The sequence below is a fragment of the Vogesella indigofera genome, assembly GCF_003633895.1.
Taxonomy (GTDB): Bacteria; Pseudomonadota; Gammaproteobacteria; order Burkholderiales; family Chromobacteriaceae; genus Vogesella; species Vogesella indigofera.
Window position 1 is genome coordinate 89,439 of record NZ_RBID01000017.1, and the last position, 25,392, is coordinate 114,830.

At 63.8% G+C, this 25,392-nt stretch carries 20 protein-coding genes and 2 tRNA genes; 9 read left to right on the plus strand and 13 right to left on the minus strand.

Annotated elements, in window-relative coordinates; all coding sequences use genetic code 11:
* Positions 1–4 precede the first annotated feature (4 nt).
* The 5 genes from C8E02_RS13640 to C8E02_RS13660 are packed head-to-tail and all read right to left on the minus strand — an operon-like array spanning position 5 to position 4,459.
* Positions 5–751 carry a proteasome-type protease gene (locus C8E02_RS13640; RefSeq protein WP_120811513.1) on the minus strand — a complete coding sequence of 249 codons (747 nt, stop codon included), beginning with the start codon at positions 749–751 and terminating at the stop codon, positions 5–7.
* Complete coding sequence (locus tag C8E02_RS13645) at positions 748–1,542, minus strand: transglutaminase family protein (RefSeq protein ID WP_120811516.1); 795 nt, start codon at positions 1,540–1,542, stop codon at positions 748–750. Before C8E02_RS13645 ends, C8E02_RS13640 begins: the two co-directional genes overlap by 4 nt.
* Positions 1,543–1,602: 60 nt before the next feature.
* Positions 1,603–2,109: an arsinothricin resistance N-acetyltransferase ArsN1 family B gene (locus tag C8E02_RS13650; RefSeq protein ID WP_211329249.1), complete on the minus strand. Its 507-nt coding sequence runs from the start codon at positions 2,107–2,109 to the stop codon at positions 1,603–1,605.
* A complete protein-coding gene (locus C8E02_RS13655; RefSeq protein WP_202902790.1) occupies positions 2,106–3,029 on the minus strand; it encodes an alpha-E domain-containing protein in 924 nt (307 codons plus the stop codon). Before C8E02_RS13655 ends, C8E02_RS13650 begins: the two co-directional genes overlap by 4 nt.
* A gap of 2 nt (positions 3,030–3,031) precedes the next feature.
* Positions 3,032–4,459: a circularly permuted type 2 ATP-grasp protein gene (locus C8E02_RS13660; RefSeq protein WP_047968064.1), complete on the minus strand. Its 1,428-nt coding sequence runs from the start codon at positions 4,457–4,459 to the stop codon at positions 3,032–3,034.
* Between the two features lie 252 nt (positions 4,460–4,711).
* Between C8E02_RS13660 and C8E02_RS13665 the strand changes: the two genes are divergently transcribed.
* The 7 genes from C8E02_RS13665 (at position 4,712) to C8E02_RS13695 (ending at position 13,012) form a co-directional block, all read left to right on the plus strand.
* Entirely contained in the window at positions 4,712–6,298 is a 1,587-nt protein-coding gene (locus C8E02_RS13665) for a GGDEF domain-containing protein (protein WP_120811519.1), read from the plus strand.
* 81 nt (positions 6,299–6,379) lie between these two features.
* Positions 6,380–7,141, plus strand: a complete 762-nt coding sequence (locus tag C8E02_RS13670; protein WP_120811522.1) for a hypothetical protein — start codon at positions 6,380–6,382, stop codon at positions 7,139–7,141.
* A gap of 340 nt (positions 7,142–7,481) precedes the next feature.
* A complete protein-coding gene (locus C8E02_RS13675) occupies positions 7,482–8,219 on the plus strand; it encodes a methionine ABC transporter ATP-binding protein (protein WP_120811525.1) in 738 nt (245 codons plus the stop codon).
* Positions 8,220–8,909: a methionine ABC transporter permease gene (locus C8E02_RS13680; protein WP_120811528.1), complete on the plus strand. Its 690-nt coding sequence runs from the start codon at positions 8,220–8,222 to the stop codon at positions 8,907–8,909.
* 74 nt (positions 8,910–8,983) lie between these two features.
* On the plus strand, positions 8,984–9,793 hold the full coding sequence (locus C8E02_RS13685; RefSeq protein WP_047968073.1) for a MetQ/NlpA family ABC transporter substrate-binding protein: 810 nt from the start codon (positions 8,984–8,986) through the stop codon (positions 9,791–9,793).
* A 324-nt stretch (positions 9,794–10,117) separates the two neighbouring features.
* Entirely contained in the window at positions 10,118–10,981 is an 864-nt protein-coding gene (locus C8E02_RS13690) for a MurR/RpiR family transcriptional regulator (RefSeq protein WP_211329250.1), read from the plus strand.
* A gap of 258 nt (positions 10,982–11,239) precedes the next feature.
* Entirely contained in the window at positions 11,240–13,012 is a 1,773-nt protein-coding gene (locus tag C8E02_RS13695) for a cyanophycinase (protein WP_211329251.1), read from the plus strand.
* A gap of 131 nt (positions 13,013–13,143) precedes the next feature.
* On the opposite strand, the gene gltX is transcribed toward C8E02_RS13695, so the two are convergent.
* From gltX to C8E02_RS17275, 4 genes are all read right to left on the minus strand, one after another.
* Positions 13,144–14,529 carry a glutamate--tRNA ligase gene (gltX, locus tag C8E02_RS13700; RefSeq protein ID WP_120811537.1) on the minus strand — a complete coding sequence of 462 codons (1,386 nt, stop codon included), beginning with the start codon at positions 14,527–14,529 and terminating at the stop codon, positions 13,144–13,146.
* A gap of 188 nt (positions 14,530–14,717) precedes the next feature.
* A tRNA-Glu gene (locus tag C8E02_RS13705) sits at positions 14,718–14,792 on the minus strand.
* A gap of 5 nt (positions 14,793–14,797) precedes the next feature.
* Positions 14,798–14,873 (minus strand) — tRNA-Ala (locus tag C8E02_RS13710).
* A 136-nt stretch (positions 14,874–15,009) separates the two neighbouring features.
* Positions 15,010–15,459, minus strand: a complete 450-nt coding sequence (locus C8E02_RS17275; RefSeq protein ID WP_147424501.1) for a hypothetical protein — start codon at positions 15,457–15,459, stop codon at positions 15,010–15,012.
* A 611-nt stretch (positions 15,460–16,070) separates the two neighbouring features.
* Here C8E02_RS17275 and C8E02_RS13715 point away from each other — a divergent pair.
* Complete coding sequence (locus C8E02_RS13715; RefSeq protein WP_245961153.1) at positions 16,071–18,026, plus strand: Ig-like domain-containing protein; 1,956 nt, start codon at positions 16,071–16,073, stop codon at positions 18,024–18,026.
* A gap of 69 nt (positions 18,027–18,095) precedes the next feature.
* Here the strand turns inward: C8E02_RS13715 and C8E02_RS13720 are convergent, their stop codons facing one another.
* The 4 genes from C8E02_RS13720 to C8E02_RS13735 form a co-directional block, all read right to left on the minus strand.
* Positions 18,096–21,197, minus strand: coding sequence for a hypothetical protein (locus C8E02_RS13720; RefSeq protein WP_245961154.1), 3,102 nt, complete (start codon positions 21,195–21,197; stop codon positions 18,096–18,098).
* Positions 21,198–21,473: 276 nt separating this feature from the next.
* Positions 21,474–22,073: a lytic transglycosylase domain-containing protein gene (locus tag C8E02_RS13725; protein ID WP_245961155.1), complete on the minus strand. Its 600-nt coding sequence runs from the start codon at positions 22,071–22,073 to the stop codon at positions 21,474–21,476.
* A 98-nt stretch (positions 22,074–22,171) separates the two neighbouring features.
* Positions 22,172–22,885, minus strand: a complete 714-nt coding sequence (locus C8E02_RS13730) for a general secretion pathway protein GspB (RefSeq protein ID WP_147424502.1) — start codon at positions 22,883–22,885, stop codon at positions 22,172–22,174.
* A gap of 2 nt (positions 22,886–22,887) precedes the next feature.
* Positions 22,888–24,531, minus strand: coding sequence for an ExeA family protein (locus C8E02_RS13735; RefSeq protein ID WP_120811552.1), 1,644 nt, complete (start codon positions 24,529–24,531; stop codon positions 22,888–22,890).
* A gap of 433 nt (positions 24,532–24,964) precedes the next feature.
* Between C8E02_RS13735 and gspG the strand changes: the two genes are divergently transcribed.
* Positions 24,965–25,390 (plus strand): type II secretion system major pseudopilin GspG, encoded by a 426-nt coding sequence (gene gspG, locus C8E02_RS13740; protein ID WP_120811555.1) that lies wholly within the window; start codon positions 24,965–24,967, stop codon positions 25,388–25,390.
* The last annotated feature ends 2 nt before the right edge of the window (positions 25,391–25,392 follow it).

Sequence of the window (25,392 nt, forward strand, 5' to 3'; positions counted from 1 at the left end):
GGTCTTACTCGGTGTCGCCGTGCTTGAACCACAGCGCATCCGGCAGCTGGCCGAACACGCTGCGCAGCCCCTCGCCCCAGCCCTGACGCAGCGCCAGAAAGTAGGGGTCGTCCTCGGTGACGCGGTGGCGCGGTGCGAAGTCGAAGTCGTCGCGTTGCTGCCACAACAGGTCGATGGGCAGCCCCACCGACAGGTTGGAGCGGATGGTGGAATCGAACGAGATCAGCGTGCACTTGATCGCCTGCGCCAGCGACGTGTCGTGGCGGATCACCCGGTCGATGATCGGCTTGCCGTACTTGGCTTCGCCTATCTGCAGGTAGGGGGTATCCACCGTGGCCTCGATGAAATTGCCCTGCGGGTAGACCTGGAACAGCCGCGGCGGCTCGCCCCTGATCTGGCCGCCGACCAGAAAGCTGCAGCCGTAGTCCACGCCTTGCGACTGGGTGTGGCCGTCGCCATCGCGCGCCAGCACCTCGCGCACCGTACTGCCCACCAGCTCCGCTGCCTGGTACAGGCTCGGCACCGTGTGCAGGTTGGCCGCATCGTGGCTGAGCCGGCTTTTCAGCAGGCTGACCACGCTCTGGGTGGTGGCCAGGTTGCCGGCGTTCAGCAGCACGATCTGCCGCTCGCCCGGCAGCGCGATCACGTTCATCTTGCGGAAGGTGGCGACGTGGTCCACCCCCGCGTTGGTGCGCGAATCGGAGGCGAAGATCAGCCCCTCGTCCAGCACCATGCCGACACAGTAAGTCATTGCTGATCCGCCTCCGTTACCCGCGCGTGCGCCTGCAGCGCTTCGCTGCCGCCACCACGGCGCACGCCGCGTACCGGGCTGGCGTCGGTGTAGTCCAGCCCCACCGCCAGCTTCAGGTGGTGGCGGTCCGGCTGCTGGCGGTTGCTGATGTCGAAGCCCAGCCAGCGCCCGGCGGCGTACACCTCGGCCCAGGCGTGGCTGGCGACGTGGGCGTCGCGATCGGTCAGCAGGTAGCCGCTGACATAGCGTGCCGGCAGCCCCAGGCTGCGGCAGGCGGCGATGAACACGTGGCTGTGGTCCTGGCACACGCCGGCGCCCAGCGCCAAGGCCTGCGCGGCGCTGGTTTCCGCCTGGGTGGCGCCGCTGGTGTAGGGCATGGCGTCGGCCACCGCCAGCATCAGCGCGGTCAGACCGCTCTCGGGGTTGGCCGCAATGGCGTCGGCGTGGCCGGCGGCCAGCGCGCGGATGGCATCGTCCGGCTCGGTCAGCGCGCTGCCGCGCAGGAACACCGCCGCCGGCAGCGCCTCGGCGCCGTCTTCGCAGTCGTCACAGGTTTCCACCACGCCGTGCGCACGCAGGCGGATCTCGCTGTGCGGGGTGTCCAGGGTGAGCACGTGCAGGATGTTGCCGTAGGCGTCGGTGCTTTCGCTGGCCGCCACCGGCAGTTCCAGCTGCCAGCTGATGATGCGCTGGTGGCGGTTTTGCGGCGGCGTCAGGCGCAGGTACTGGGTGCTGTGGCTGACGGTCGCGTCGTAGCGGTACACGGTTTCGTGGGCGATGGTGAGTTGCATGCTGCCTCCTGTGGGTAAGTACCGGCTCGCGATCGGCGCTGGCGCCATCGCGGGCAGGGGCTAGGCGGAAAAGGAAAGTTGCCAGTAGGCCACGTCCAGCCAGCGGCCGAACTTGCGGCCAACCTGTTCGAACAGCGCCACCTGCTTGAAGCCCAGCGTGCGGTGCAGCGCGTCGCTGGCCGGGTTGGGCTGCGCCACGCCGCCGATCACGGTGCGCAGCCCCTGCGCAGCCAGTCGTTGCAGCAGCTCGCGGTACAGCAGCTTGCCCAGGCCCTGGCCGACGGTGGCCTGGCGCAGGTAGATGCTGGCCTCCACCGCGTGGCGGTAGGCCGGGCGCGTGCGCCAGCGGCTGGCATAGGCGTAGCCGAACAGCTCGCCGTCCTCGGTTTCGGCCACCAGCCACGGCAGGCCCTGCGCCTGGGTGCCGGCGATGCGCTCGGCCATGTCGCCGACACTCACCGGCTGCTCCTCGAACGAGATGGTGCTGTACTCGATGTACGGGTTGTAGATGGCGCAGATGGCGGCCGCGTCGTCCGGCGTCGCCTCGCGGATGATCAGCTCGCTCATGCCGCCTCCAGATAGGCGCCGTGCACCGCGTTGCCCAGCGCATGGATCTGGCTGAGGAATTGCGCCAGATAGGCATGCAGGCCGGCGCCGAGAATGCTGTCGATCTGGTCGTAGCTCAGCTCGGCGTGCAGCGTGGCGGCCAACCTTTTGGCGCGATGGCCGGTGTCGCCCTGGATGCGCGGCAGCAGCTCGGCGATCTCGTCGACGCAGGCGCGCAGCGAGCGCGGCACGTCCGGACGCAGGATCAGCAGCTCGGCCACGCGCCGCGCGCTGAGGGTGTCGCGGTACAGCTCGTGGTAAGCCTCGAAGGCGCCCAGCGAACGCAGCAGCGCGCCCCACAGGTAGAAGTCGGCGGCGCTGTCGTCCAGCTCGTGGCCGATCAGGTGCGATTTCACGTCGATCAGCCGTGCGGTGTTGTCGGCGCGCTCCAGAAAAGTGCCCAGCCGGATGAAGGAGAACGCGTCGTTGCGCTGGATGGTGCCGTAGGTGGTGCCGCGGAACAGGTGTGAGCGCTCCTTCACCCAGTCGAAGAAACCGGCCAGCGGGCGGCCCTCGAACGCCATCTGCCGCGCTTCCAGCCAGCTGGCGTTGATGCTTTCCCACATCTCGCCGGTAATCTTGCCGCGCACCGCGTGGGCGTTCTCGCGGGCGAATTTCAGGCAGCTGATGATGCTGGCAGGGTTGGCCGCATCGAAGGTCATGAAGTGCAGCACGTCGGCGGCGCCAAGCGCCGGGTGGCGCGCGCGGCAGGCGTCCAGCGCGCCGGTGGTGGCCAGCGCGGCGGCGATGTCGGCGCCACCGCGCGATTGCGGCAGCATCGACAGGCTGTGGGTGACATCCAAGAGGCGCGCCAGGTTCTCGGCGCGTTCCATGTAACGGCTCATCCAGTACAACTGGGAAGCGGTGCGCGACAGCATCATGATCAATCCTCCAGTATCCAGGTGTCCTTGGTGCCGCCGCCCTGCGACGAATTCACCACCAGCGAGCCTTCTTTCAGCGCCACCCGCGTCAGCCCGCCGGCCACCATGCTGATCTCGCGGCCGGACAGCACGAAGGGGCGCAGGTCGATGTGGCGCGGCGCGATGCCGGCTTCCACGAAGGTGGGGCAGGACGACAGGCACAGCGTCGGCTGCGCGATGTAGTTGGCCGGGTCGGCGATGATGCGCTGGCGGAAGTCGTCGATCTCGGCGGCGCTGGCGGCCGGGCCGATCAGCATGCCGTAGCCGCCGGCGCCGTGGACCTCCTTCACCACCAGCTCGGCCAGGTTGTTCAGCACGTGGTCCAGCTCCGCCGGGCGGCGGCACATCCAGGTCGGCACGTTTTGCAGCAGAGGCTCCTCGCTCAGGTAGAAGCGGATCATGTCCGGCACGTAGGGGTAGATCGACTTGTCGTCCGCCACGCCGGTGCCGATGGCATTGGCCAGGATCACGCCGCCGCTGCGGTACACCGATAGCAGCCCCGGCACGCCCAGCATGCTGTCGGCGCGGAAGGCCAGCGGGTCGAGGAAGGCGTCGTCGATGCGGCGGTAGATCACGTCCACCTGCTTGTGGCCGGCGGTGGTGCGCATGTACACGCGGTTGTGCTTCACGAACAGGTCCTGGCCTTCCACCAGCTCCACCCCCATCTGCTGCGCGAGGAAGGCGTGCTCGAAGTAGGCGCTGTTGTGGTGGCCGGGGGTGAGCACCACCACGGTGGGGTTCTCCGCCAGGCTGGCGTGGCGCAGGGTGTTGAGCAGCAGGGTGGGGTAGTGCTGCACCGGCGCCACCGCGTGGCTGGCGAACAGCTCGGGGAACAGCCGCATCATCATCTTGCGGTTTTCCAGCATGTAGGACACGCCGGAGGGCACGCGCAGATTGTCTTCCAGCACGTAGAAGTTGCCGTCGTTGTGGCGGATCACGTCCACGCCGGTGATGTGCGCGTAGATGCGGTGCGGCAGGTCCAGCCCCTGCATCGCCGGCTGGTACTGGCTGTTGGAGAACACCTGCTCGGCCGGGATGATGCCGGCCTTGACGATGTGTTGTTCGTGGTAGATGTCGTGCAGGAAGGCGTTCAGCGCGGTGACGCGCTGGCGCATGCCGGCTTCCAGCGTCTGCCAGTCGCTGGCAGGGATGATGCGCGGCACGGTGTCGAATGGGATCAGCCGCTCGGCGCCGGAATCGTCGCCGTACACGGCGAAGGTGATGCCGACGCGGTGGAACATCAGGTCGGCTTCGGCGCGCTTGCGCGCCAGCGTCTGCGGTGACTGCGAGTGCAGCCAGTGGGCAAAGTCGCGGTAGTGCGGGCGGATACCACCGCTGGCGAGCAGCATTTCGTCATAGTGGTGCGCTTCGGGCAAGGTCAGTGCATGCATGGCGCGGTCTCCTGCTGTTCATCGTCATGAGCAGTTCAGCAAGCCGCGTGCCAGTGTTTGCCCTATCGAAATGCCTGTTACGTCACGGCAGCTTGCACCGCAATGATGCAGGCATCGGCGGCGCCGTAAATCATGTGTCATGGTGGTGCGTCATGCCCCGTTCGCGTGCCGCGCCAGCCGCAGCGACAGCCCTTGAAACGTTGCTGGCATGCTCTTATGCTGCTGTTTACTTTATCCAGATAGCGCCATGCCATGCACGCTTCCCCTGTTGCGGCCAACCTTGCCACGCCGGCCGATCCGCTGGTCGCCAGCGACCACGCGTTGCCGCTGGCGGTGCTGCTGCAGCGCTCGCCGGCGCGCTGGCAGCTGCTGCTGGCCTGGCTGCTGTCGCTGGCGGCCTGCCTGTGGCTGGGGGTGGTACAGCTGTATGGCGGCTGGTATGGCTACAGCGTCCACTTTGGCGAGCTGGATTTCGTGATCAGCATCTACCCGCCGCTGACCATCGCCACCTTGTGGGTGTTGTGGTTCGGCTACGCCTGGGGCGCCAGCCTCGCCTATTTGTCCACCTTGCTGGTCGCCTACCTGTCCGGGTTGCCGCCGGGCTGGGCCTTGCTGTTTGCCTGTTCCAATCCGCTGGGGCTGCTGGTGATGTCGCTGGTGTACCGCCACGTCAAGGTGCGCTATGTGCCGTCGTCGCTGCCGGCCATGCTGTTCTTCGTCACCATCTGCTTCATCTCCGCCGTGTCCAGCGCCACCGGCTCCTTCATCTGGAGCTACAGCAACAAGCTGTCGGCGATGGGCGCCTTCGCGGTGTGGCAAGGCTGGTGGTCGGGCAATTTCCTGCAGACGGTACTGACCTGCGGGCCGCTGCTGTTGCTGGGCACGCCGGCGGTGCTGCGCTGGCGCGAACAACGTTGGCCGCAGCGCGCCGCGACGGCACCGGCGCAGCGCTGGGTGGGGCTGGTGGCGGTGTTCGCGTTGTGTGGCGTGCTGGGCTTCCTGTGGCTGTCTTTCTGGCTGGCGGACCGCAGCGTGGCGGCGCAGGTCGGCGACAGCGCGCAGGCGTGGCAGCAGCGCGCGATGCTGTATCGCGACTCGGCGATGGCGGTGTACTGGGTGCTGTCGGTACTGATGCTGGCGCTGGTGTTCCTTGGCTACCGCTTCTTCCGCCAGCGCACGCTGCAGCTGCAGCAGGCGGCGCAGAGCGTGGCCTTCGAGCGCGACTGGGCACTGCAGCGGCAGCAGGAGGCGGAACACGCGCATCAGGCGCTGCAGACGCTGAACCGCGAGCTGGCGGTGCGCATGGCCGAGGTGGAGCAGCTGCAGCAACAGCTGCAGGAACAGGCGCGACGCGATCCGCTGACCGGGCTCTACAACCGCCGCTACCTGCACGAACGGCTGCCGGTCGAACTGCAGCACGCCAGCCATCTCGGGCAGTCGCTGTGCCTGGTGCTGATCGACCTCGACCACTTCAAGGCGGTCAACGACCAGTACGGCCACGCGATGGGCGACGCGGTGCTGAAGGCGCTGGCGACGCTGTTTGCCGGTCGCCTGCGCGCCGCCGATTTCGCGGTGCGCTACGGCGGCGAGGAGTTCTGCCTGGTGCTGCCCGGCTGCGACATCGTCGGCGCCGCCGCCTGCGTCGCCGAGCTGCAGCAGGCCTACGCCGGCTGCCGCGTGGCCGGCGACAGCAACGCACTGCAGGGGCTGCACTTCTCTGCCGGCATCGCCAGCTATCCGGCGCACGGCAGCGACGAGGAGGCGCTGCTGCGCGAGGCCGACTCCGCGCTGTACCAGGCCAAGGCCGCCGGCCGCAACTGCGTGCGCTATCGCGGCTGAAGCCCGGCCATGCGGCGGCGGGCTTGCCGCCGCGCGCGCGGACAGGTACAACGGCGCTTTGTCTACCGTGTTGCCATCCTCATGACCCCATCCGATATCCGTGCCGCCGCCATCGCCCTCGCGGCCCGCCGCCTCAGCGGCACTCAGGGCCCGCTGCTGGCCGACGCCCAGGCCCCGCAGACGCCGGACGACGCGCTGGCGATCCAGCAGGCTGTCTCCGGCCTGCTCAACGACGCCATCGGCGGCTGGAAGTGCGGCCTGCCGGACAACGACAAGATCGTCGCCGCGCCGATCTACGCGACGACTATCCACACCGCCGCGCCGTGCCCGGTGTGGCTGCGCGACGGTGCGGTGCGCGTCGAGCCGGAGCTGGCCTTCGTCTTCGACGGCGGCCTGCCGCTGCGCGCCGAGCCCTACACCGCGGCCGAGATCCGCGCCGCCATCACCCGCGTGCATCTGGCGCTGGAGCTGATCGACAGCCGCTACCAGCCGCTACCAAAGCCGCCGTTCCTGCAGTCGCTGGCCGACGGTCTGGTCAACCAGGGCCTGCTGCTCGGGCCGCAGGTCGAGCGCGACGCCGCCTTTGCGGCCAACGTACTGGGGCTGGTGCTGAATCAGGGCGAGCGCGAGGAAACACTGGCCGGCGTGCACCCGGCCGGCGATCCGCTGGCGCCGCTGTACTGGCTGCAGGGCTTTCTCGCTGAACGCGGCGAGGCGATCCTGCCGGGGCAGGTGGTGATCACCGGTTCCTATGCCGGCGTGCTGACGTTGGCGCCGGACAGCGAGGTGACCTTGCGCTATGGTGAGCTGGGTCAGCTAAGCGCCTGTTTTAGCGCGCGATAAGGGCAGATGGCAGCGTGATCGCGTGCCGGCGGGCGCTGCCAGTGTTTGGCACTGGATACAATATTTAAATTGCTGAAAGTTATATTAAAACTAATATTTGCAATTTTGCGACATAAGGGTAATATGGTGCATCGCAGCGATTGACACAAACGAATGTATATTGTTCAATTGTGTACAACAACTTGATTAACGCCGATTTGAACACAGCTTGCGGGCGTAAAACAGCTAAAGCGTGGGGATTGTTTTATCAAACGATTCTCCCAATTTTCGATACCGAAGATTCCACGTGATAAAGCCCGCCAGCGCAAACCCGGCGGGCTTTATTGCTTCGGAGTCCAGGATGATTCACCTCAAAAACGTACACAAGCGCTTCCGTCGCCCTGAAGGCGGCTGGTTTGACGCCGTGCGCGACACCACCCTCCATATCAAGGCGGGCGAGATTTTCGGCCTGATCGGGTTTTCCGGCGCCGGCAAATCCACGCTGCTGCGACTGATCAACCTGCTGGAACGCCCCGACCACGGCAGCGTCAATGTCGACGGCCGTGACCTGACCGGCCTGTCCGCCGCCGAGCTGCGCCGCGCGCGCCAGAATATCGGCATGGTGTTCCAGCAGTTCAACCTGATGGCCAACCGCACCGTGGCGGCCAACATTGCCTTTCCGCTGGAGATCGCCGGCTGGAGCCGCGCCGACATCGATGCCCGCGTCGCCGAGTGCCTCGATATCGTCGGCCTCGCCGACCGTGCCGGCCACTACCCGGCGCAGCTGTCTGGCGGCCAGAAGCAGCGCGTCGGCATCGCCCGCGCACTGGCGCCGCGGCCGCACGTGATCCTGGCCGACGAACCGACCTCGGCGCTGGACCCGAAAACCACGCAGTCCATCCTCGATTGCCTGCAGGACATCAACGCCCGTTTCGGCGTTACCGTGGTGATCGTCACCCACGAAATGCACGTCATCCGCTCCATCTGCCACCGCGCCGCCTTGCTCGATGCCGGTGAAGTGGTCGAGCTGCTGGAAGTCACCGACAAACAGGTCGCGGCGCGTTCGGCGCTGGCCAAATCGCTGCTGGAGGTCGCATAAATGGACGAACAACTGACTCTTGCCCAGGCACTGGCCAATCTGTCCGATCTGGCACCGGAAATCTGGCAGGCCAGCGCGGAAACCGGGCTGATGCTGGCCATCGGCCTCTCCGTCGCCATCGTGGTCGGCGGCCCGCTCGGCATCCTGCTGTACCTGACGCAGCCGGGACAGCTGTTCGCCAACCGTGCCGTCAACGGCGTGGTCGGCTGGTTCGTCAACCTGGTGCGCTCCTTCCCGTTCATTATCCTGATGGTGTCGCTGGTGCCGCTGACGCGGCTGCTGGTCGGCTCCACCATCGGCCCGATTGCCGCCGCGGTGCCGCTGTCGTTTGCCGCGATCCCGTACTTTGCGCGGCTGGTGGAGCAGACGCTGCGCGAGATCCCGCGCGGCGTGATCGAGGCGGCAGAGGCGATGGGCGCCAGCCCGGCGCAGATCATCTGGAAAGTGTTGCTGGGCGAGGCCCGCGCCGGCCTGATCTCCAGCCTCACCATTCTCACCATCAGCTTCCTCAGCTACTCGGCGGTGGCCGGCGTGGTTGGCGGTGGCGGCATCGGTGACCTGGCCATCCGTTACGGCTACTACCGCTTCCAGACCGAAGTGATGGTGGCGATGGTGCTGCTGCTGGTGGTGATCGTGCAGATCATCCAGTTTGCCGGCAACCATCTGGCGGCCCGCCTCGACAAGCGTTAAGCACTCTATTTAAAGCGGCGGGCGTTCACGCAGACGCCACGCCATTGGACAAAGACTCTCACAAGGAGAACACCATGCGCAGACTCGTACTGAAATCCATCGCTGTTGCCGCCATCGGCCTGACCGCTGCGGCCAACGTTTACGCTGCCGACCCGGCGAAAAAGGAAATCACCATCGGCACCACCGTTGGCGACTTCGGCGACCAGGTGAAGCAGCAGATCAAGCCGCTGCTGGAAAAGCAGGGCTACAGCGTGAAGCTGGTGGAATTCACCGACTACGTGCGCCCGAACCTGGCACTGCAGGAAGGCTCGCTGGACGTCAACGTGTTCCAGCACAAGCCTTACCTCGACAACTTCGCCCGTGAAAACAAGCTGCAGCTGAAAGAAGTGTTCCAGGTGCCGACCGCACCGCTGGGCATCTACAGCGGCAAGCTGAAATCGCTGAAGGACGTGAAAGTCGGCAGTACCCTGGCGGCACCGAACGATCCGTCCAACTTCGCCCGCGCGCTGGTGATGCTGAACGACCTGGGCTGGGTCAAGCTGAAGAAGGGCATCAACCCGCTGACCGCGTCGGAAAAGGACATCGAAGTCAACGTCAAGAAGATCAAGATCGTACCGCTGGAAGCCGCGCAACTGCCGCGCTCGCGCGCCGATGTTGACTTCGCGGTGGTGAACGGCAACTACGCCGTCAGCTCCGGCATCAAGCTGACCGAAGCCGTGTATCAGGAAAAGAGCTACGCCTACGTCAACTGGGGCGTGGTGCGCGCGGCTGACGCCGCCAAGCCATGGGCCAAGGACGTGATCGCCGCCTACAACTCGCCGGCGTTCCGCGCCTGGGCGAAGCAGAAGTACGCCGGCTACAAGTTCCCGGCCAACTGGAAGTAAGCGTTTTATCCGTACCGGCCTGCAAGACAGCAGCCGGTACGGCGGTTTTCCTTGAAACACTCCTGGCATTCAAGGCTGCTCGGCGGATCCTGCGATCCGCCATTTTTTTTGTCTGCAGGGAATGCGTGCGCGGTTGGCTTGCTATTGGCCTTGCCGTATTGCCTGCCGGCGAGTGTCACTAATTTGCGACGATGGCCGCCTGCCTCTCCGGCGCGCGATCGATAATCGTTGTTATGATCTCTGATTGATGTGATTATTTTCATTAAATCAAATTATGAAAATAAATATTCAATGATTGAACCTACATTGCATGACTCCCCCTTAATGCAGACGCTGCAACAGGCGTTGTCGTCTCTGTCTCCGGCCTTGCGCAAGGTTGCGGATTTCTTGCTGCGCCACCCGCTGCTGGCGGCGACGCATTCCATTGAGGAGCTGGCGCAGGCAACCGGTGTTTCTGCGGCAGCGGTCAACCGGCTGGCCAATAGCCTCGGTTATCAGGGGTTTGGCGGTCTCAAGGCGGAGTTGACCGCGGCTTTGCAAGAAGCCGTGTCGCCGGTAAGCAAACTGCGTCAACAGATCGGCATGCAGGCGGATGACCGGGTTTCCTTGTCTTCGCTGCTGTCTGCGACAGCATCCAATCTGGCATTTACTGCCGATCGCAGTGGCGCCTTGCAGTTTGAGCTGGCGGTAGCGCTGCTCGCCGCGGCGCGGCGGGTGTTCTGTCTTGGCTTTGGCAATAGTGCCTATCTTGCCGGACTGGCTGCGGCCAACCTGGCGCCTTTTTGCGATGCCCAGGCGATCAGCCTGGAAGGCGGTAATGAAAATGCCGCTTATCGCTTGGCGACAATCCGGCCAGAGGATGTACTGCTGGCGATCAGCTTGCCACGCTATTCCCGGGATACGGTGCAGCTGGCGCGTTTTGCCGTCGATCGCGGGGCGACGCTGCTGGTGATCACCGACTCGCCGGCCTCGCCGCTGGCGGCGCTGAGTTCGCACGTGCTGTATGCGGTTGCCGACCATCCCGTACTGGCCGCGTCAGGTACTGCCGCACTGGCCCTGATCGAGTCGCTGGTGTCCGCGGTGATGGTGCAGAACAAGGAGGCGGTGCGTCTCAGTGCCGAGCTGTCGGAAAGCATGCTGCAATACCTGTACTGGAATGATTCTGCCCAACCGCCGAAACGCGGTTGAGCGAATGCGCCTGCTGTAAAGGGCAGTGGGCGTGACTGCACCGTCCGGCTAGATCCGGCGGGCAAACAAAAAGCCGCGGCTTGTCCGCAGCCACAAAGCACTTTTATCAACAAGAGAAACAGGAGCTTCGTTCATCCCGCCTGGCCCTGATCCGTGTTGCCGCCTGCTGCTGCATCCGGCAGACGTACTGCGTGTGCGTCGGTCTGGCAGGCTGTTGCCCGGTCCTCGGCTGGGGCGGGTGGCAGCTCAGGAGAAATGATGAAACAGCACACTATCAAGATGGGCGGCCTGCTGGCTGCGCTGGCACTGGCTTGGCCGCTAGCGCCGGTGCCGGCGCAGGCAGAGGGGCATCTGCTGGCCGTCGGGGGCATGCTGCGCGCAAGTAACCAGCCTGTGTACCAAAAATTCATCGAACTGGCCGGCGGTGTGAGCAATGCCCGTATTGCCATCATGCCCACTGCCAGTGGCAGCCAGAGTTCGAGCAAGCGTTTTCGTGGCGAGCTGATCGCGCTGGGGGTACCGGAGGCCAATATCAGCATCGTCAATATTGATCGCAAAAACTATCAGGACACCATGAACGACCCCGACACGGTGAAGCCGCTGACCCTGGCCAGTGCCGTGTGGTTCGTTGGCGGCGATCAGGCCCGGATTGCTCGTGCCCTGTACAACGGGGATGGCTCGCCATCGCTGGCCTTTCAGGCGATTCGTGCACTGAAAGAGCGGGGAGGGGTTGTTGGCGGTAGCAGTGCCGGTGCCAGCATTCAGGGTGTGTGGATGCCGACGGCCTATGGTGTGGTCATGGATACGCTGGATTTCGGCGTGGCTGCGCGTGGCAATATGCGTGGCACGGCGGTGCTGAAGGGAAGCGGCCTGTTTGATGGTGTGATTGATCAGCACCTGGACAAGCTGGAGGAGACCACCTCCGGCCGGGCGCTGCGCATGGCGAGCTATCTCACCAGCCGCAACCTGAAGCGGGGTTATGGTCTGGATACCAATACGGCGATGTGGATCAAGCCAGATGGCACCATTGAGGTGCTGGGCGAGGGCTATGTCACGGTGATGGATGTCTCGTCGGCCAGCAACCGCTTTGGCATCTATGGTAGTGAAATCCGTAATGTCCGGCTGGCGATGCTGGGCAGCGGTGACCGTTACGACCCGGCACGTGATGTCATTGTCCCTGATCCGGGCAAAGTAGCGATCAAGGCCGGTGACGAGTATCTGAACGGCAATGCGCTGATCCCGGACCTGTCTGCCGTCAACAGCGTCGGCCGCGCCGTGATCTATGGTTTGGCCGACAACAAGGCCAGGCAGCAGCAAGGTTTGCTGACACGCTACAACCCGGCCAATGGCTATCACTATGGTTATCGCGTCAATTTCAGCAAGGGCGAGTCGTTTGCGGCTTGGAGCCGTTTTGTCGATTCGCTGACCAATTACACGGTGCGCGATGTGCGCATGGATATCGAGCCGGTGGATGCGATGCTGGGTCATCCGTCGCGCACATTGCCTGTCGATATTGGCCGCAGCAAGCAGCAGCAGGCGATTGCCGCGGTCGTGTTCCGCGGCCTGATGACGACCGATGCTCAGCGTCGTTTCGAGCCGCAGCGTGCCATTACCCGCGCCGAGCTTGCCAATGCGCTGCAGATGACGCTCAACGGCGAGCTGAAGGCGGCGGAAAAGCCGTTGCTGTCGGATGTTGCTGGCGATCACCCTTTGCGCGAACAGATTGAGATCGTGGTGAGCAATGGCTGGATGAGCGGTTATGACCGCTTCTGGCCGCGGCAGGCGGTGACCCGTGAAGAGTTTGCGCTGGCGGTAAAACGGCTGGCGGAGGTTTTCCAGCAGCGTTCGCTGGCGCAACGTGCCACATTGCTTGATGCTGCCCAACTGGGTAAGGGCTACGATGAGGCTGCGGAGCTGGTGGTGGGCGAAGGGTTGCTTGCGGCGCCAGGCGGGCATTTCAATGGCAAGGCGCCCGTGATGCGCGAAGAGGTGGCGCGCGTGCTGGCCCAGGTGACCGGAATCGCCTCCTGAGTGCAGGCGGCCGGCATGGCTGCATTCACGCTGACAAAATGACAGCCCCTAGCGGGATAAGCGGCAGGGGCTGTTTACATGCAGCAAGCCGGAGTGCTGCGTGTCAGGCGGCATGCTACGGCTTTGCGGGCTTAGCCGCGCATGCGGCGCAGCACCTCGTCCTTGCCGATCAGCGCCAGCACCGCATCCACCGATGGTGTCTGCGCGGTGCCGCAGACCAGCACGCGCAGCGGCATGCCCAGCTGGCCCATCTTGATGCCTTCGTCGGCGCAGAACGGCTTGAACAGCTCGTGGATGCTCTCCGCCGTCCAGCTGTCCAGCGCGGCCAGACGTTCGGCAAAGCGCAGCATGCGCGCGTGGCTGTCGGCGGACAGGTGTTTTTCCACGTCGGCGGCGGCAGGCGTGCGCTTGGCGTAGAAGTAGTCCACTTCCACGGCCAGCGCGTTGAGGTCCTGCACCCGTTCCTTCACCAGCGCGATCACGTCAGCCAGTGCCGGGCCGCTGGTAGTGTCAACGTTGGCCGCAGCCAGACGACCGGCGATCAGCTCGGCCAGGCGCGTGTTGTCGGCGGCCTTGATGTACTGCGCGTTCAGCCACAGGAATTTCTCGTGGTTGAAACGGCTCGGCGAACCGCTGACCGCTTCCAGCGTGAACCACTCCACGAACTGCGCCATGTCGAACAGCTCGTCGTCGCCGTGACCCCAGCCCAGGCGCGCCAGGTAGTTCAGCAGCGCTTCCGGCAGGATGCCCTTGTCGGCGTAATCCACCACGCTCACCGCGTCGCGGCGCTTGGACATCTTCTGACCGTCCTCGTTGAGGATCATCGGCAGGTGGCCGTACACCGGCAGCGGCGCGTTCAGTGCCTTGAGGATGTTGATCTGGCGCGGGGTGTTGTTGACGTGGTCGTCGCCGCGGATCACGTGGGTGATGTTCATGTCCCAGTCGTCGACCACCACGCAGAAGTTGTAGGTCGGGCTGCCGTCCGGGCGGGCGATGATCAGGTCGTCCAGCTCGGTGTTGGCGAACTCGATACGGCCCTTGACCGCGTCATCCCACGCCACCACGCCATCCAGCGGGTTCTTGAAGCGGATCACCGGCTGCACGCCGGCCGGTGGCGGCGGCAGTGTCTTGCCGGCTTCCGGGCGCCAGCGGCGGTCGTAGCGCGGCTTCTCGCCGTTGGCTTCCTGCTGCGCACGCAGCGCTTCCAGCTCTTCCTTGCTGCAGTAGCACGGGTAGGCATGGCCGGCGGCGAGCAGTTGCTGGATCACTTCCTTGTAACGGTCAAAGCGCTGCGTCTGGTAGAACGGGCCTTCGTCGTAGTCGAGGCCGACCCAGTGCATGCCGTCGAGGATGGCTTTTACCGATTCCGGCGTCGAGCGTTCCAGGTCGGTGTCTTCGATGCGCAGCACGAAGGTGCCGCCGTTTTTGCGGGCAAACGCCCAGGAGAACAGCGCGGTGCGGACACCGCCGATGTGCAGGAAGCCGGTCGGGCTGGGGGCAAAGCGAGTGCGGATCATGTCGGATGGCCAGCGAAAACGAGAAAGGGCGTATTGTACGCTGCCGGCAAAATGACGGGCAAACCATCGCCACCGCCGATGCCATTTTTGCGGCGTGCGCCTGATCCGGCGCGCTGGCGGCAGGCTGCGGCCAACGTTGGCCGCCAATGCAAAAAGCCCGTTACCGAAGTAACGGGCTTTTCCTGTTCTGGCGTCCCCACGGGGAATCGAACCCCGGCCGCCGCCGTGAAAGGGCAGTGTTCTAACCGCTAAACTATAGGGACTGAAGTGGTGGAGATAAGCGGGATCGAACCGCTGACCTCTTGCATGCCATGCAAGCGCTCTCCCAGCTGAGCTATACCCCCACTGGCTTCGTGTCACAGTGCTGCATCACGAATTGGCGTGCACTTTAACGTCTGGTTTTGAGCAAGTCAAGCCTGTTTTTAAAAAAATATGCGCTTTTGGCATGTTTTAAATGGCAGCTTATTGATTTTAATGCTGTTATTGATTTTTGCATTGCGGCGCGCCGATTGGTAATGACCGCGCCATCGGGCTTTGCGCGCGGTTGCCGGCGGCGAAAGCGTGCAAAAGGTGGCCGATCGTTAAATTGTGGCCGCTTTGCCGCCGGCGCCGATGTTTCGCTGCCATCCCGCCAGCGGCGCGCTTGCTGCTGGCACGGTTGCTGCGCTTGCTGCTTATCTCGTGGTGCGCCTTGCGCGATGACCCTGTCGCGTGCTGGCAGTGCTGGCTACATCTTGGTTCATTCTCCGTTTTCATCCTCCTGTTGCGCTGTTTGTGCTGCTGCCGGTGCGGCTTTTTGCCGTGCCGGCGGCCAACGCTAGCGCTGTGCTTTGGCGCCGCGTTGGCGGGTGATTTGCGCCCGGTTTTCAGCGCAACCAGCCGTTCGAACGGGATAAAGATGAGTGGAATGACCCGTTGCAAAATTTCCAAAGATATTGCCGGTAAAGCTGTCATTTATCTGATTGATGAAATGATGTTTGTCTAATTAAAACAAAGACATATATCTTGCGTGCTATTTTTTGAATCGGCCGAAAAACGGGGCGGTAACTCCTCAGCAACTATGTATAGTAGCGACGTCATCCGATAGGTTCGGACGTGGAATCACGGTGTCAGCCTTGTGGCCAGACTATGTGAACTGACTTGACTGTTTGTATCTGACATCCTTCGGCTATTGATTTTAATAGTGGCTGTTGCAAGTAAAACAACAAGTGTCAGCAAGACGAATGGCCGGCGCCAGCGCTTGCCGACGGGATGCCAAAAAGGGGGCGCGTCCTGTTGTGCGGGTGGCTGGTGTCATCGAGACAGCACGCCGGACCTATCGGCGGATACGAAGCAAGGCTTGGTTGTGGCGTGTTGCCTGCGGCCGGGAGCGGACACGATGTGGTGTCGCTTCCGGCTGCTGCCGCCACACAGGAAAAGGGTATTGCCGGATCGGGCAGGGCGCTGAGCGCCGCCGGCCGGCAGCCCGGGTTACACGAAAGGAAATTATGTCTATTGCAGCAGCGCCAGTTTGGCCGCGCCTGATGGCCCGCACCGGCACCATGTTGTCACTTGTCTTGACCCTGTTTGCCGCCCCCGGCATGGCCCAGAGCAGCAAGGCCCTGCCGCAGAACCAGGGCACCGCGACGGCAGCGGCTGCAGTGGAGCGCGAGGGTGAGCTGGAGGTGATCCACGTTCACTACTTCGACAAGACCACCGGCAACCGCTACTACCTGAAAACGGAAGAGGGCCGTGTCGAGCTGAAGTTCAAGGGCAAGGGCCCGCGCCAGCCGAGCGGCACCAAGGTGCGGGTGAAGGGTTCGCTCAGCAACAATGTGCTGGCGCTGGACAGCACCGGCAGCACCAGCTACCAGGTGCTGGCACTGGCCGCACCGAATACCTTTGGCGAGCAGAAAACCGCGGTGCTGCTGGTCAACTTCCAGGACAACCAGACGCAGCCGTATACCGCGAGCCAGGCCAACACCACCGTGTTTGGCAGCAGCAGCGATTTCATCAAGGAAAACTCGTCGCAGCAGACCTGGCTGAACGGCAATGTCTTCGGCTGGCTGACGCTGCCGATCAACCAGACCTGCAGCCCGGACAACGTGGCCGCCTACGCCAACCAGGCCGCCAAGACCGCCGGCATCGACCTGACGCAGTATCCGCGCCGTATCTACGTGATGCCGAAAAACACTGCCTGCACCTGGTCCGGCATGGGCACCGTCGGCGGTTCGCCGTCGTCGTCGTGGCTGAACGGCGCGCTGTATCGCGGGGTGGTCACGCACGAGATGGGGCACAACTTCGGCCTGTGGCACTCGCACTCGCTGGATTGCGGCGCGACCACGCTGGGCAGCAGCTGCAGCCGCAGCGAGTACGGCGATGCCTTCGACACCATGGGCAATGGCGGCGTGCACTACAACGCGTTCCAGAAAGAGCGCCTGGGCTGGCTGAATTACAACCTGTCGCCCGCCATCGCCACCGTGGAAAGCGGTAGCACCACCGTTACGCTGACGCCGTACGCGGCCGCCGGTAATGGCATCAAGGCCGTGAAGGTGCTGAAGGGCGTGGACGCCACGACCGGACAGAAGAGCTGGTATTACGTCGAATTCCGCCAGCCACTTGGCTTCGACAGCGACATCTCGCGCTTCCCGCAGGCGGTCAATGGCGTGCTGGTGCGCACCGGTACCGACAACAGCGGTGACACCAGCGACCTGCTCGACCTGACGCCGAACAGCTCGGCCACCGATGACATCAGCGATTCGCCGCTGGCGGTGGGCAAGACCTTCACCGATAGCGGCAGCGGGGTGAGCATTTCGCTGCTGTCGCTGAGCAGCAGCGGTGCCACGGTGAGTGTGGCGACCGGCGGGCAAACGCCGGTGCAGCCGGTGTGCACCCGTGGCAATCCGAGTGTGGCATTGACGCCGGGGCAAAGCCCGTCGCTGGCTGCCGGCACGGCGGCAAGCTTCAGCCTGAGCGTGACCAATACCGATTCCAGCGCCTGCAGCAGTTCGCAGTTCAGCCTGGCGGCCACGGTGCCGGCCGGCTGGAGCAGCCTGCCGCTGTCGACGCTGACCCTGGCGCCGGGTGCCAGCACCAGCACCACCCTGAGTGTGACGTCGGCAACGACCGCGGCAGCCGGTTCCTACGGCTTCAGCGTCGTTGCGGCCAACGTTGGCAGCACGAGCTACCGTGCCACGGCCAGCGCCACGTATGTGGTGGCCAGCAGCACGACCAGCACCAGCAACAAGCCGCCGGTGGCGGTCAATGACAGCGGCGCGACCAGGGTCGGCACTGCCGTCAGGATGGTGGTGCTGGGCAATGACTACGATCCGGAAGGCAAGCCGCTGCAGGTGAAGACCGTGGGCGTGCCGGCGCGTGGCAAGGCGGTGCTCAATAGCGACGGCAGCATCACCTACACCCCGAACGGCAAGTTCAAGGGCAGCGACAGCTTCAGCTACAGCATCAGCGACGGCGCCGCCAGCGCCAGCGCGGTGGTGTCGGTACAGGTTGCCAGATAAGGCGGCACCGTCTTATCGCCAACAAAAAGCCCGGCTTGCGCCGGGCTTTTTTTGATACGCCAGTCTGGTTTACAGGCAGGCGCTTGGCAGGTTGTTGTTGTAGTTGTCCAGTCGAGTCGCCAGGCTACGGGCCAGGCTGGCGTCAGTGGCGCTGACCTTGCCGGTGTAGCCGTAACCAGTGAACTGGTACTTGGTCAGCAGCGCATTGGCTGCCACGATAGCCTCGCTGACTTTGGCGCAGGTTGTTGCCCCTGCTGCGTAGTTCAGTTCAGCCGCTACCAGTTGCGCCGCCATGTTGAACAGCGGGTCGCTGGCTTTCTTGGTACCGCTAAAGGTGGACTTGTTGAGCAAGCTGACTGCCTTGCTGCAATCCGGTGCCACGTCAGGGTTGGCCACATCACCATGCAGGTAGAAGCTGTTTACCTGGATACCGGTAGGCTCAGCCAGGGCCATGGTTTGGTCGAGAACAGGTGCTTGCTTGCCGCCACTTTGTTTGCAGGAAGCCCAGTTTTTCCAGTAGCCGATGGTGTGGGCCTGGCCTCCCGGCGGTGGTACGTTGTCGATGGTGAAGCTTACAGACTGACCGGCAGCGGCGCTAAAGCCGACGCAAGTAGTGCTGTTGTCACCGCCATTGGGTGGCGAGAAGGCGCCGGGCATGGAGGACAGAGAAGTTGTCCAGCCAGCCAGGATACCCTGTTCGCACAGCTGGTAGTCGCCAGGAACCACCTTGTCAAAGGTAATGGTGCCACCGTTGCCGGCATTGGCCTGCAGGGTTTGCAGGATGGTGCCGTCAGCTGCGGCCGATGCGCCGGTACGCAGACTGAAGGTGAACACTTCACTACCAGTGATGGGTGCGCCGTTGAAGGTCTTGATTACCTGCACTTCGGCCCGCTTGGTGTTCTTGAACAGGCAGGAGAACACTTTGCCGGCATCGGCTGGGTAATTGACGGTAAAGGAGCAGGTTGTGGCAGCAGGGTCACTGTTGACACTGTTCAAGTCCCAGCCACTCTTCAGCGTTTCGGTCACGGTGTAGACACCTTCGGAAAGCGAGAACGGCTGGCCGCCTGCTTCGAACGCTACTGCACCACCACCGGCATCAGCCTCGGCGAGGACGCCCGTCCCGGCACCAGGGCCAGTCAGGGTAAAGCTCCACTTGAAGTCGGCATCACCGGATTGCAGCACCGGATCGGTGACTTTCTGCACTTCGGCGGTGGCCGGACCAAATGCCCGCTTGTTGGCGAACACGGCAGTGCCCAGGCAGATCGGTGTGCTGTCGGTGACAGTCAGGTCGACACTGCGCGAGTTGCTGGTCGCATCGGCAAGCACGCCGATCGCTTCAACGTTGGCCGCATTGACGAACACGGTTTCCTCAACCACTTGATAGGTATCCGGTACCAGTCCGGTCAGGGAGACCGATTTGGTGGCACCACTATCGCCGAAGTTGAATACCAGCTCTTTGCTGTCCTGGTAGGTCGCATCACCCAGGCGGGTAATGGTGAAGCGGATCACGTATTTCTCGCCCGCTGCCAGGAACGACATCGATTCCGCGTCGATGCTCTTGTCGATCTTCAGCTCTGCAGCCGAACTCGACACGATGGCCACATTGACTGGGCCGGAAACCTGCGGGCTGCCATCTTTCGGTGTCAGTGTCGCAGTGTCAGTCAGGGTGCCGGAAGTGATTTTCTGGCCATTCAGGTGAATGGTCTTCATGAATACAACCGAACCGCTGCTGCTTTGTTCGCCGGATGTCCAGTTAACCGGACCGACAGTTTTGGTACCCAGTACATAAGCCGGATTGAAGCTGCCGGCGACGCTGCCGCCCAGGCTATCGACCGAGAACTGCAGGAAATTGCCAGTGATCGACTCGGTGTCGGTGATGACCGCGGTGGCGTTGGTGGTGGTGCCGGTGCTGATGGCGGCACTGGCGGTGGCGGTGGTGTTACCCGGTACCGCTATACCGGTTGCCTTGTCGATGTAGGTCGCAGTGGCCACATCGTTGAAGGCACCCTGATCGCCATCACTGGCTGGCAGAGTCTGCTGGTTGGTGAGCACCAGTACTTCGGTCTTGGCGGCCACATCAACCTCGCCCGAGTTCGCGGTACTGCCGACCTGGGTGGTTGGGGTCAGGCCCTTATAGATCTTGTCGGAGACACTGACGGTGATGGTGCGCGATGCCGGGTTCTTGGCGTAGACGTTGGTAGTGACGGTGATCATGCCGTTGATGGCGGCCGAGCGCGTCCACTGGATGGTGATTTCCACCGGTAGCTGGTCATCAAAACCTTCCGCGCAGACGTTGCCGAACGAGACATCGGTCGGGTTGGCCTGTTTGGTGATGTTCCAGCTGTAGTCGGTGTCCTGACTGGCAGTCATATCCTTGCGCAGTTCTTGCGGCAGGATTTCTTTTACCGGAATGGACACGTCACGGGCGCCGATACCGGCAGTGCCGAAGGCCTCATTGGCCAGGTTGGCGTGCAGCGACGATCCCGGGTACAGATGCGAACCCAGTGCCAGCCGCGCATAGTAGTCAAACACGCAAGTGCTGTTCTTGTCCTGGCTGATGGTGACTAGCCGGTACAGCGACTTGTCGGTACCGCCGATGCCGGGTTCGAGCACCATCTGGGCGCTGATGTTGGTGATCGAGCAGGTGCCGCTGGAGAGCGCCACGTTCTTGGTCAGCGTCGACAGCACGTCGTAGCCGGGCTTGCCGGCATCTTCATGATCGACTACCACCGCGATGGTGTAAGTCTGGGTTGCCGGCGCAGAATTACCGGCATCGACCGTCAGCCGATACGGCACCAGATCCAGCTCGTTCCAGCCTTTGCCGAGGTTACCGCTGGTGTAGACGTCGTCGGGGCAGACAAACTGGCCGCTGCCATTAGGCAGGGTGATGTCGCCGTTGTTGCGGCAACCTTCCAGCGTGTTCTGGATACCGACAGGCGCTGCTGCGGCGGCAGGATTGGTGGTCAGCAGCAGGAACAGCGTGCTGAACAGCAGGGCGAAAAACCTGAATAGGGGTTGTTTGAAACCCGCCGTGCGACAGATGGCGGATGTGTGTATTCCGGAAGCTTTGTGCAGCTTCCCGAGGCCGTTGGGACTCATGTTACACCTCCTTTGAATCTTCAAAGGCGGTTCCTTGCCTAGGAATCGCGCGAGATCCCCTCCTGCGTACATTAGAAAAAAATACCGCCAGTACTGTTCTGCCGCTTTTGTTCGATACCAGAGGCTGCAGCTTGCCAGCCAAATTACGACCCTCTCCGGCAGTGTCTGCCGCGAGTGGCCGGTGCGATTACAGAACACGCTAACCGAGGTTTGCCTCCTTCCTTTTTTTGGCGGATTGGTACGCTGTATCGTAGGTCATTGTGACAATAGATTCAACGGAATATTTAAAATATGGCGGCAGCAAAATGGCAAGGATTTCCTGCCGCCATCAGCATTTTTGGGGCTTGATCAGTACTCGGGAGCGGCTTGGGGCCGCTGTTGATTGCGTGCATAGTTGCCCAGCACGCGCGGTACATACTGCATGGTCTCCTGATAAGGCGGCACGCGGTTGCCATAACGTGCCACCGCCTGTTCGCCGGCGTTGTAGGCGGCCAGCACCAGCCTGAGGTCGTTGTCGAAGCGGCCCATCAGCTCGCGCAGGTGTTGCGCGCCGGCGCGGACGTTCTGCTGCGGGTCGTACAGGTTGGTCACGCCGTAACGTCCGGCGGTGGCCGGCATCAACTGCATCAAGCCAATCGCGCCCTTGGGCGACACCGCGCGCCAGTTGTAACCGGATTCGGTGGCGATGACCGCGTGCAGCAGGGCGGCGTCCAGGTTCAGGTTCTGCGCGGTGCTGTCGATCAGCTGGCTCCAGCGTGCGCGCTGGCTGGCGCGGTACTGCACGCCCGGCGCGCGCTTGCCGGTCGTGACTTCAGCGCTGTCGCGCGGCGTGCTCAGTGCCAGCCGGTAGCGCTTGTCCTGCGGCACATTGCTGAAGTGCGTGGTGCCGTCGGCATCGGTAAAGGCATAGATGTTGGCACCGGCGATGGGCGCAAGGAGCAGCAGCAAGACGGTCAGCAGCGCCGGCCTTTGCCGGCAGCGAAGCGGCCCGGCCCGGGGCAAGCAAACAAGGGTTGCCATGATGGTTTCCTCTGGTGGGTGGGAGGTCAGAAACTTCCGCTACGGAAGCGATAGCCCTTGTAGTTCAAGATCACGCCATCGGCCTGGATGCTTTCCAGTGTCATGCCGGCCACGACGTCGTCACCGGCGCGCCGTACCCGGTCGTTGATGATCACCAGTCGTTCCGAATCTTCGGCGGAGGAGGAAAAGCCGGAGATCACGACACTGTCACCAATCTCTTTTTGCAGGGCCGCCGGCAGCTCGCGCAGGTTGAACACGCGGTTGTCGATGCGGCTGACGGTGGCTTCGGCCGCAGGCGCCGGGGCCGCCGTTGTTTGTGCGGCCGGCTTGCTTGCCGCCGCGACATGGTTTTCCTTGCGACTGGGCGCCGGGGCGGCCGGCGCTGGCAGCGGCGTCAGCTCGGCATCACTTTGCCTGGCCAGCGGCAGACTGTTCGCCGGCGGCAGGTAAGCCACCGTCGCTTCGGCTGGCTGCGGGGTATTGCGGTTGAGGGCAACGCTGCTGTTGTCGGCCGCCTGCGGCGTGGCCGGCCGGATTGTCGCCAGTGCCTGCCAGCCGAACAGCATGCCGGCCGCGGCGATGCCGCTGCCCAGCAGCAGTATCAGTAACAGGTAGCGCCAGCGCGGTTTGCCCGGCGTCGGCTGGATGCTCTGCGCGGCGTGGATGGAGTGCACGGTCGGCGTGCTGTGGCGTTGTCGTTCCTGATCGGCCTTGAGCAAGGCGTCGAGTATGTAGGACATGATCACTCCCTCCGGATGGTGACGGGCGCGGTGGCGCTCAGGTGTGGCGAGTCAGGATTACCGGCCTGAGCCAGCCGTATCAGGGTCAGCGGCCCGGCGATGCCGTCGCCGGGCAGATCGTGCTGCAGCTGGAAGTCGCGTACCCGCGCGGCCAGCCCGGCATCGTAGCTTGCGGCCAACGTTGCGCCGCCGGCCGCCGGTAGCTGGCCGAGCTGTTGCCGCAACCAGGCGACCGCCAGGCTGCGGCTGCCGGGCGCCAGCGGCTGCTGATAATGCGGCGGCGGCATCCACAGCACGGTGTAGCGTCCGTTCCATGCCTGTGCCAGCGCCGCCAGCGTCAGCTCGTGCTGTTGTTGGCCGATGACCACCCGCGCCTGTTCGCCTTGCAGCGCCAGCAAGGTCAGGTGCTGCAGCTGGCCGGCGGGCTGGTGCAGCTGCAATACCGCCGGCAGGTTGAGGCGGCGCAGGCTGTCCAGGTCACCACTGCCGCTCAGACAGCGGGCGCCGAACAGTTCGGCCTGCTGGCAGGCGCCGGCTTCATCGCTGACCGGTGCCGGAATCCGCCATTGCCCCAGCAGCGTGCGGTACGCCAGTGCCTGCGCGAGGTCGGCGGCCGGCAGGCGTGCCAGTGCGGCGGTGGGGCGGGGCGCGGCAGCGGTTGCGGCGGGCTGTGCCGGCGCAGGGGTACGGGTTGCCGTGCTGCGGGCAGCGGTGGCTGCGGCCGGCGGGGGCGAGTGCTGGCCGGCCGGTTGTGCGCCATAGAACAGCACGGTGGCGACCGCGACGGTGCTGAGCAGGGCGCCGCTGGCGAGGGCCAGCTTGTGCCATGGGCGGATCGGGTTGCTGTTGAACACCTCCCGTGCCGCCTGCCGCACCGTGGCACGGTCGACGCGGGGTTTGCCCTGCGCGTAGCTGCCGAGCAGGGCGCGGTCGCACAGCACGTTCAGCTTGCGCGGCACGCCGCCGGTACAGGCAAACAGCTGCCGCATCACCGCCGGCGGGAACAGGTCGAGATGGCTGCCGGCCACGCTCAGCCGGTGCTGGATATAGGGGGCGATCTCGTCGCGTTGCAAGGGGCCGAGGTGGTAACGGGCGACGATGCGCTGCGACAGTTGCCGCAATTCCGGCCGTGCCAGCTTGTCGCGCAGTTCCGGCTGCCCCAAGAGGATGATGTGCAGCAGCTTGCACTCGTGCGTTTCTAGATTCGTCAGCAGCCGCACCTGCTCCAGCACCTCGTCGCTCAGGTTCTGCGCTTCGTCGATGATCAGCAGCGTGGTGCGTCCCTGCGCGTGGGCGGCCAGCAGGTGCTTGTTGATGAGGTCGATGCAGGCCTTGTTGCCGTGCTCGGCGGGCAGTGCGATCTGCAGCTCTTCGCAGAGGGTGGCCAGCAGCTCCGGCACGGTGAGCTTGGGGTTGATGACGAAGGCGACATCGCAGTGCGCGGGCAGTTGTTCCAGAAAGCAGCGGCACAGCGTGGTCTTGCCGGCGCCGACCTCGCCGGTCAGCAGCACGAATCCGCCTTCGCCCCTGATGCTGTACATCAGGTGGGCTAGCGCTTCGCGGTGCTGCTGACTCATGAACAGATAGCGCGGATCGGGCGCGATCGAGAACGGCGAGTCGGCAAGGCCATAGTGACTGGTGTACATGGCGCGACCTGTTGTGATGTGCTATCCGATATCAGTACGGTTGAAAAAAAGTATAGTTTGCTACCCGGTATTTGCCGCGAATTGCCGGCCGCTGCCGGCCATTTCTTAAAGTACGCCACCGCTGGCTCCGTGTTTCCGGTTACAGCTGCCGGCGCTGCTTTTTCCCCCTGCCTTGCGCCATGCGGATTGGGCCTCGCGCGCATCTGGCCTGCCGCTATCGGCACCCCATCCGTTATCGCTAGCGAAAGCCATATGCGTTGTCTTTGCATTGCATCTAGCACTGAAGAATGGATGGCGAAAGCCGGCGTGGCCCTCTATAAATGTATTTATCTAAATTCTGTTGTAAGCATGATTGACAACTGGGTCAAGTAGCTTACTGCGTGGCAGGCCGCCGTCAGGGCTGGGCTGGCCGGCGGATCGAGGCGTGAAATCTATGTATAGCCTTTCTCGGAAGCGATTCGGCAGCGCGGGGTTCACCTTGCTGGAATTGCTGGTGGTGCTGGTGATCATCGGCCTGCTGGCCGGCTATGTGGCGCCACGCTATTTCGCGCAGGTCGGCAAGGCGGAGGTGAAGACGGCGCAGGCACAGGTGGACGCGCTGGAAAAGTCGCTCGACCAGTACCGGCTGGATACCGGCCGCTATCCCACCACCGAACAAGGGTTGGCCGCACTGTACTCGCGCCCGGCCGACGAGCCGAAGTGGCAGGGGCCGTACCTGAAAAAGGCGCCGCCGCCGGACCCGTGGGGACGGCCCTACCAGTATCGCCAGCCGGGAGAGCGCGGCGAATATGACTTGTACAGCTACGGCAAGGACGGTCAGTCCGGTGGCTCGGGCGAGGATGCCGATATCGGCAGCTAGGT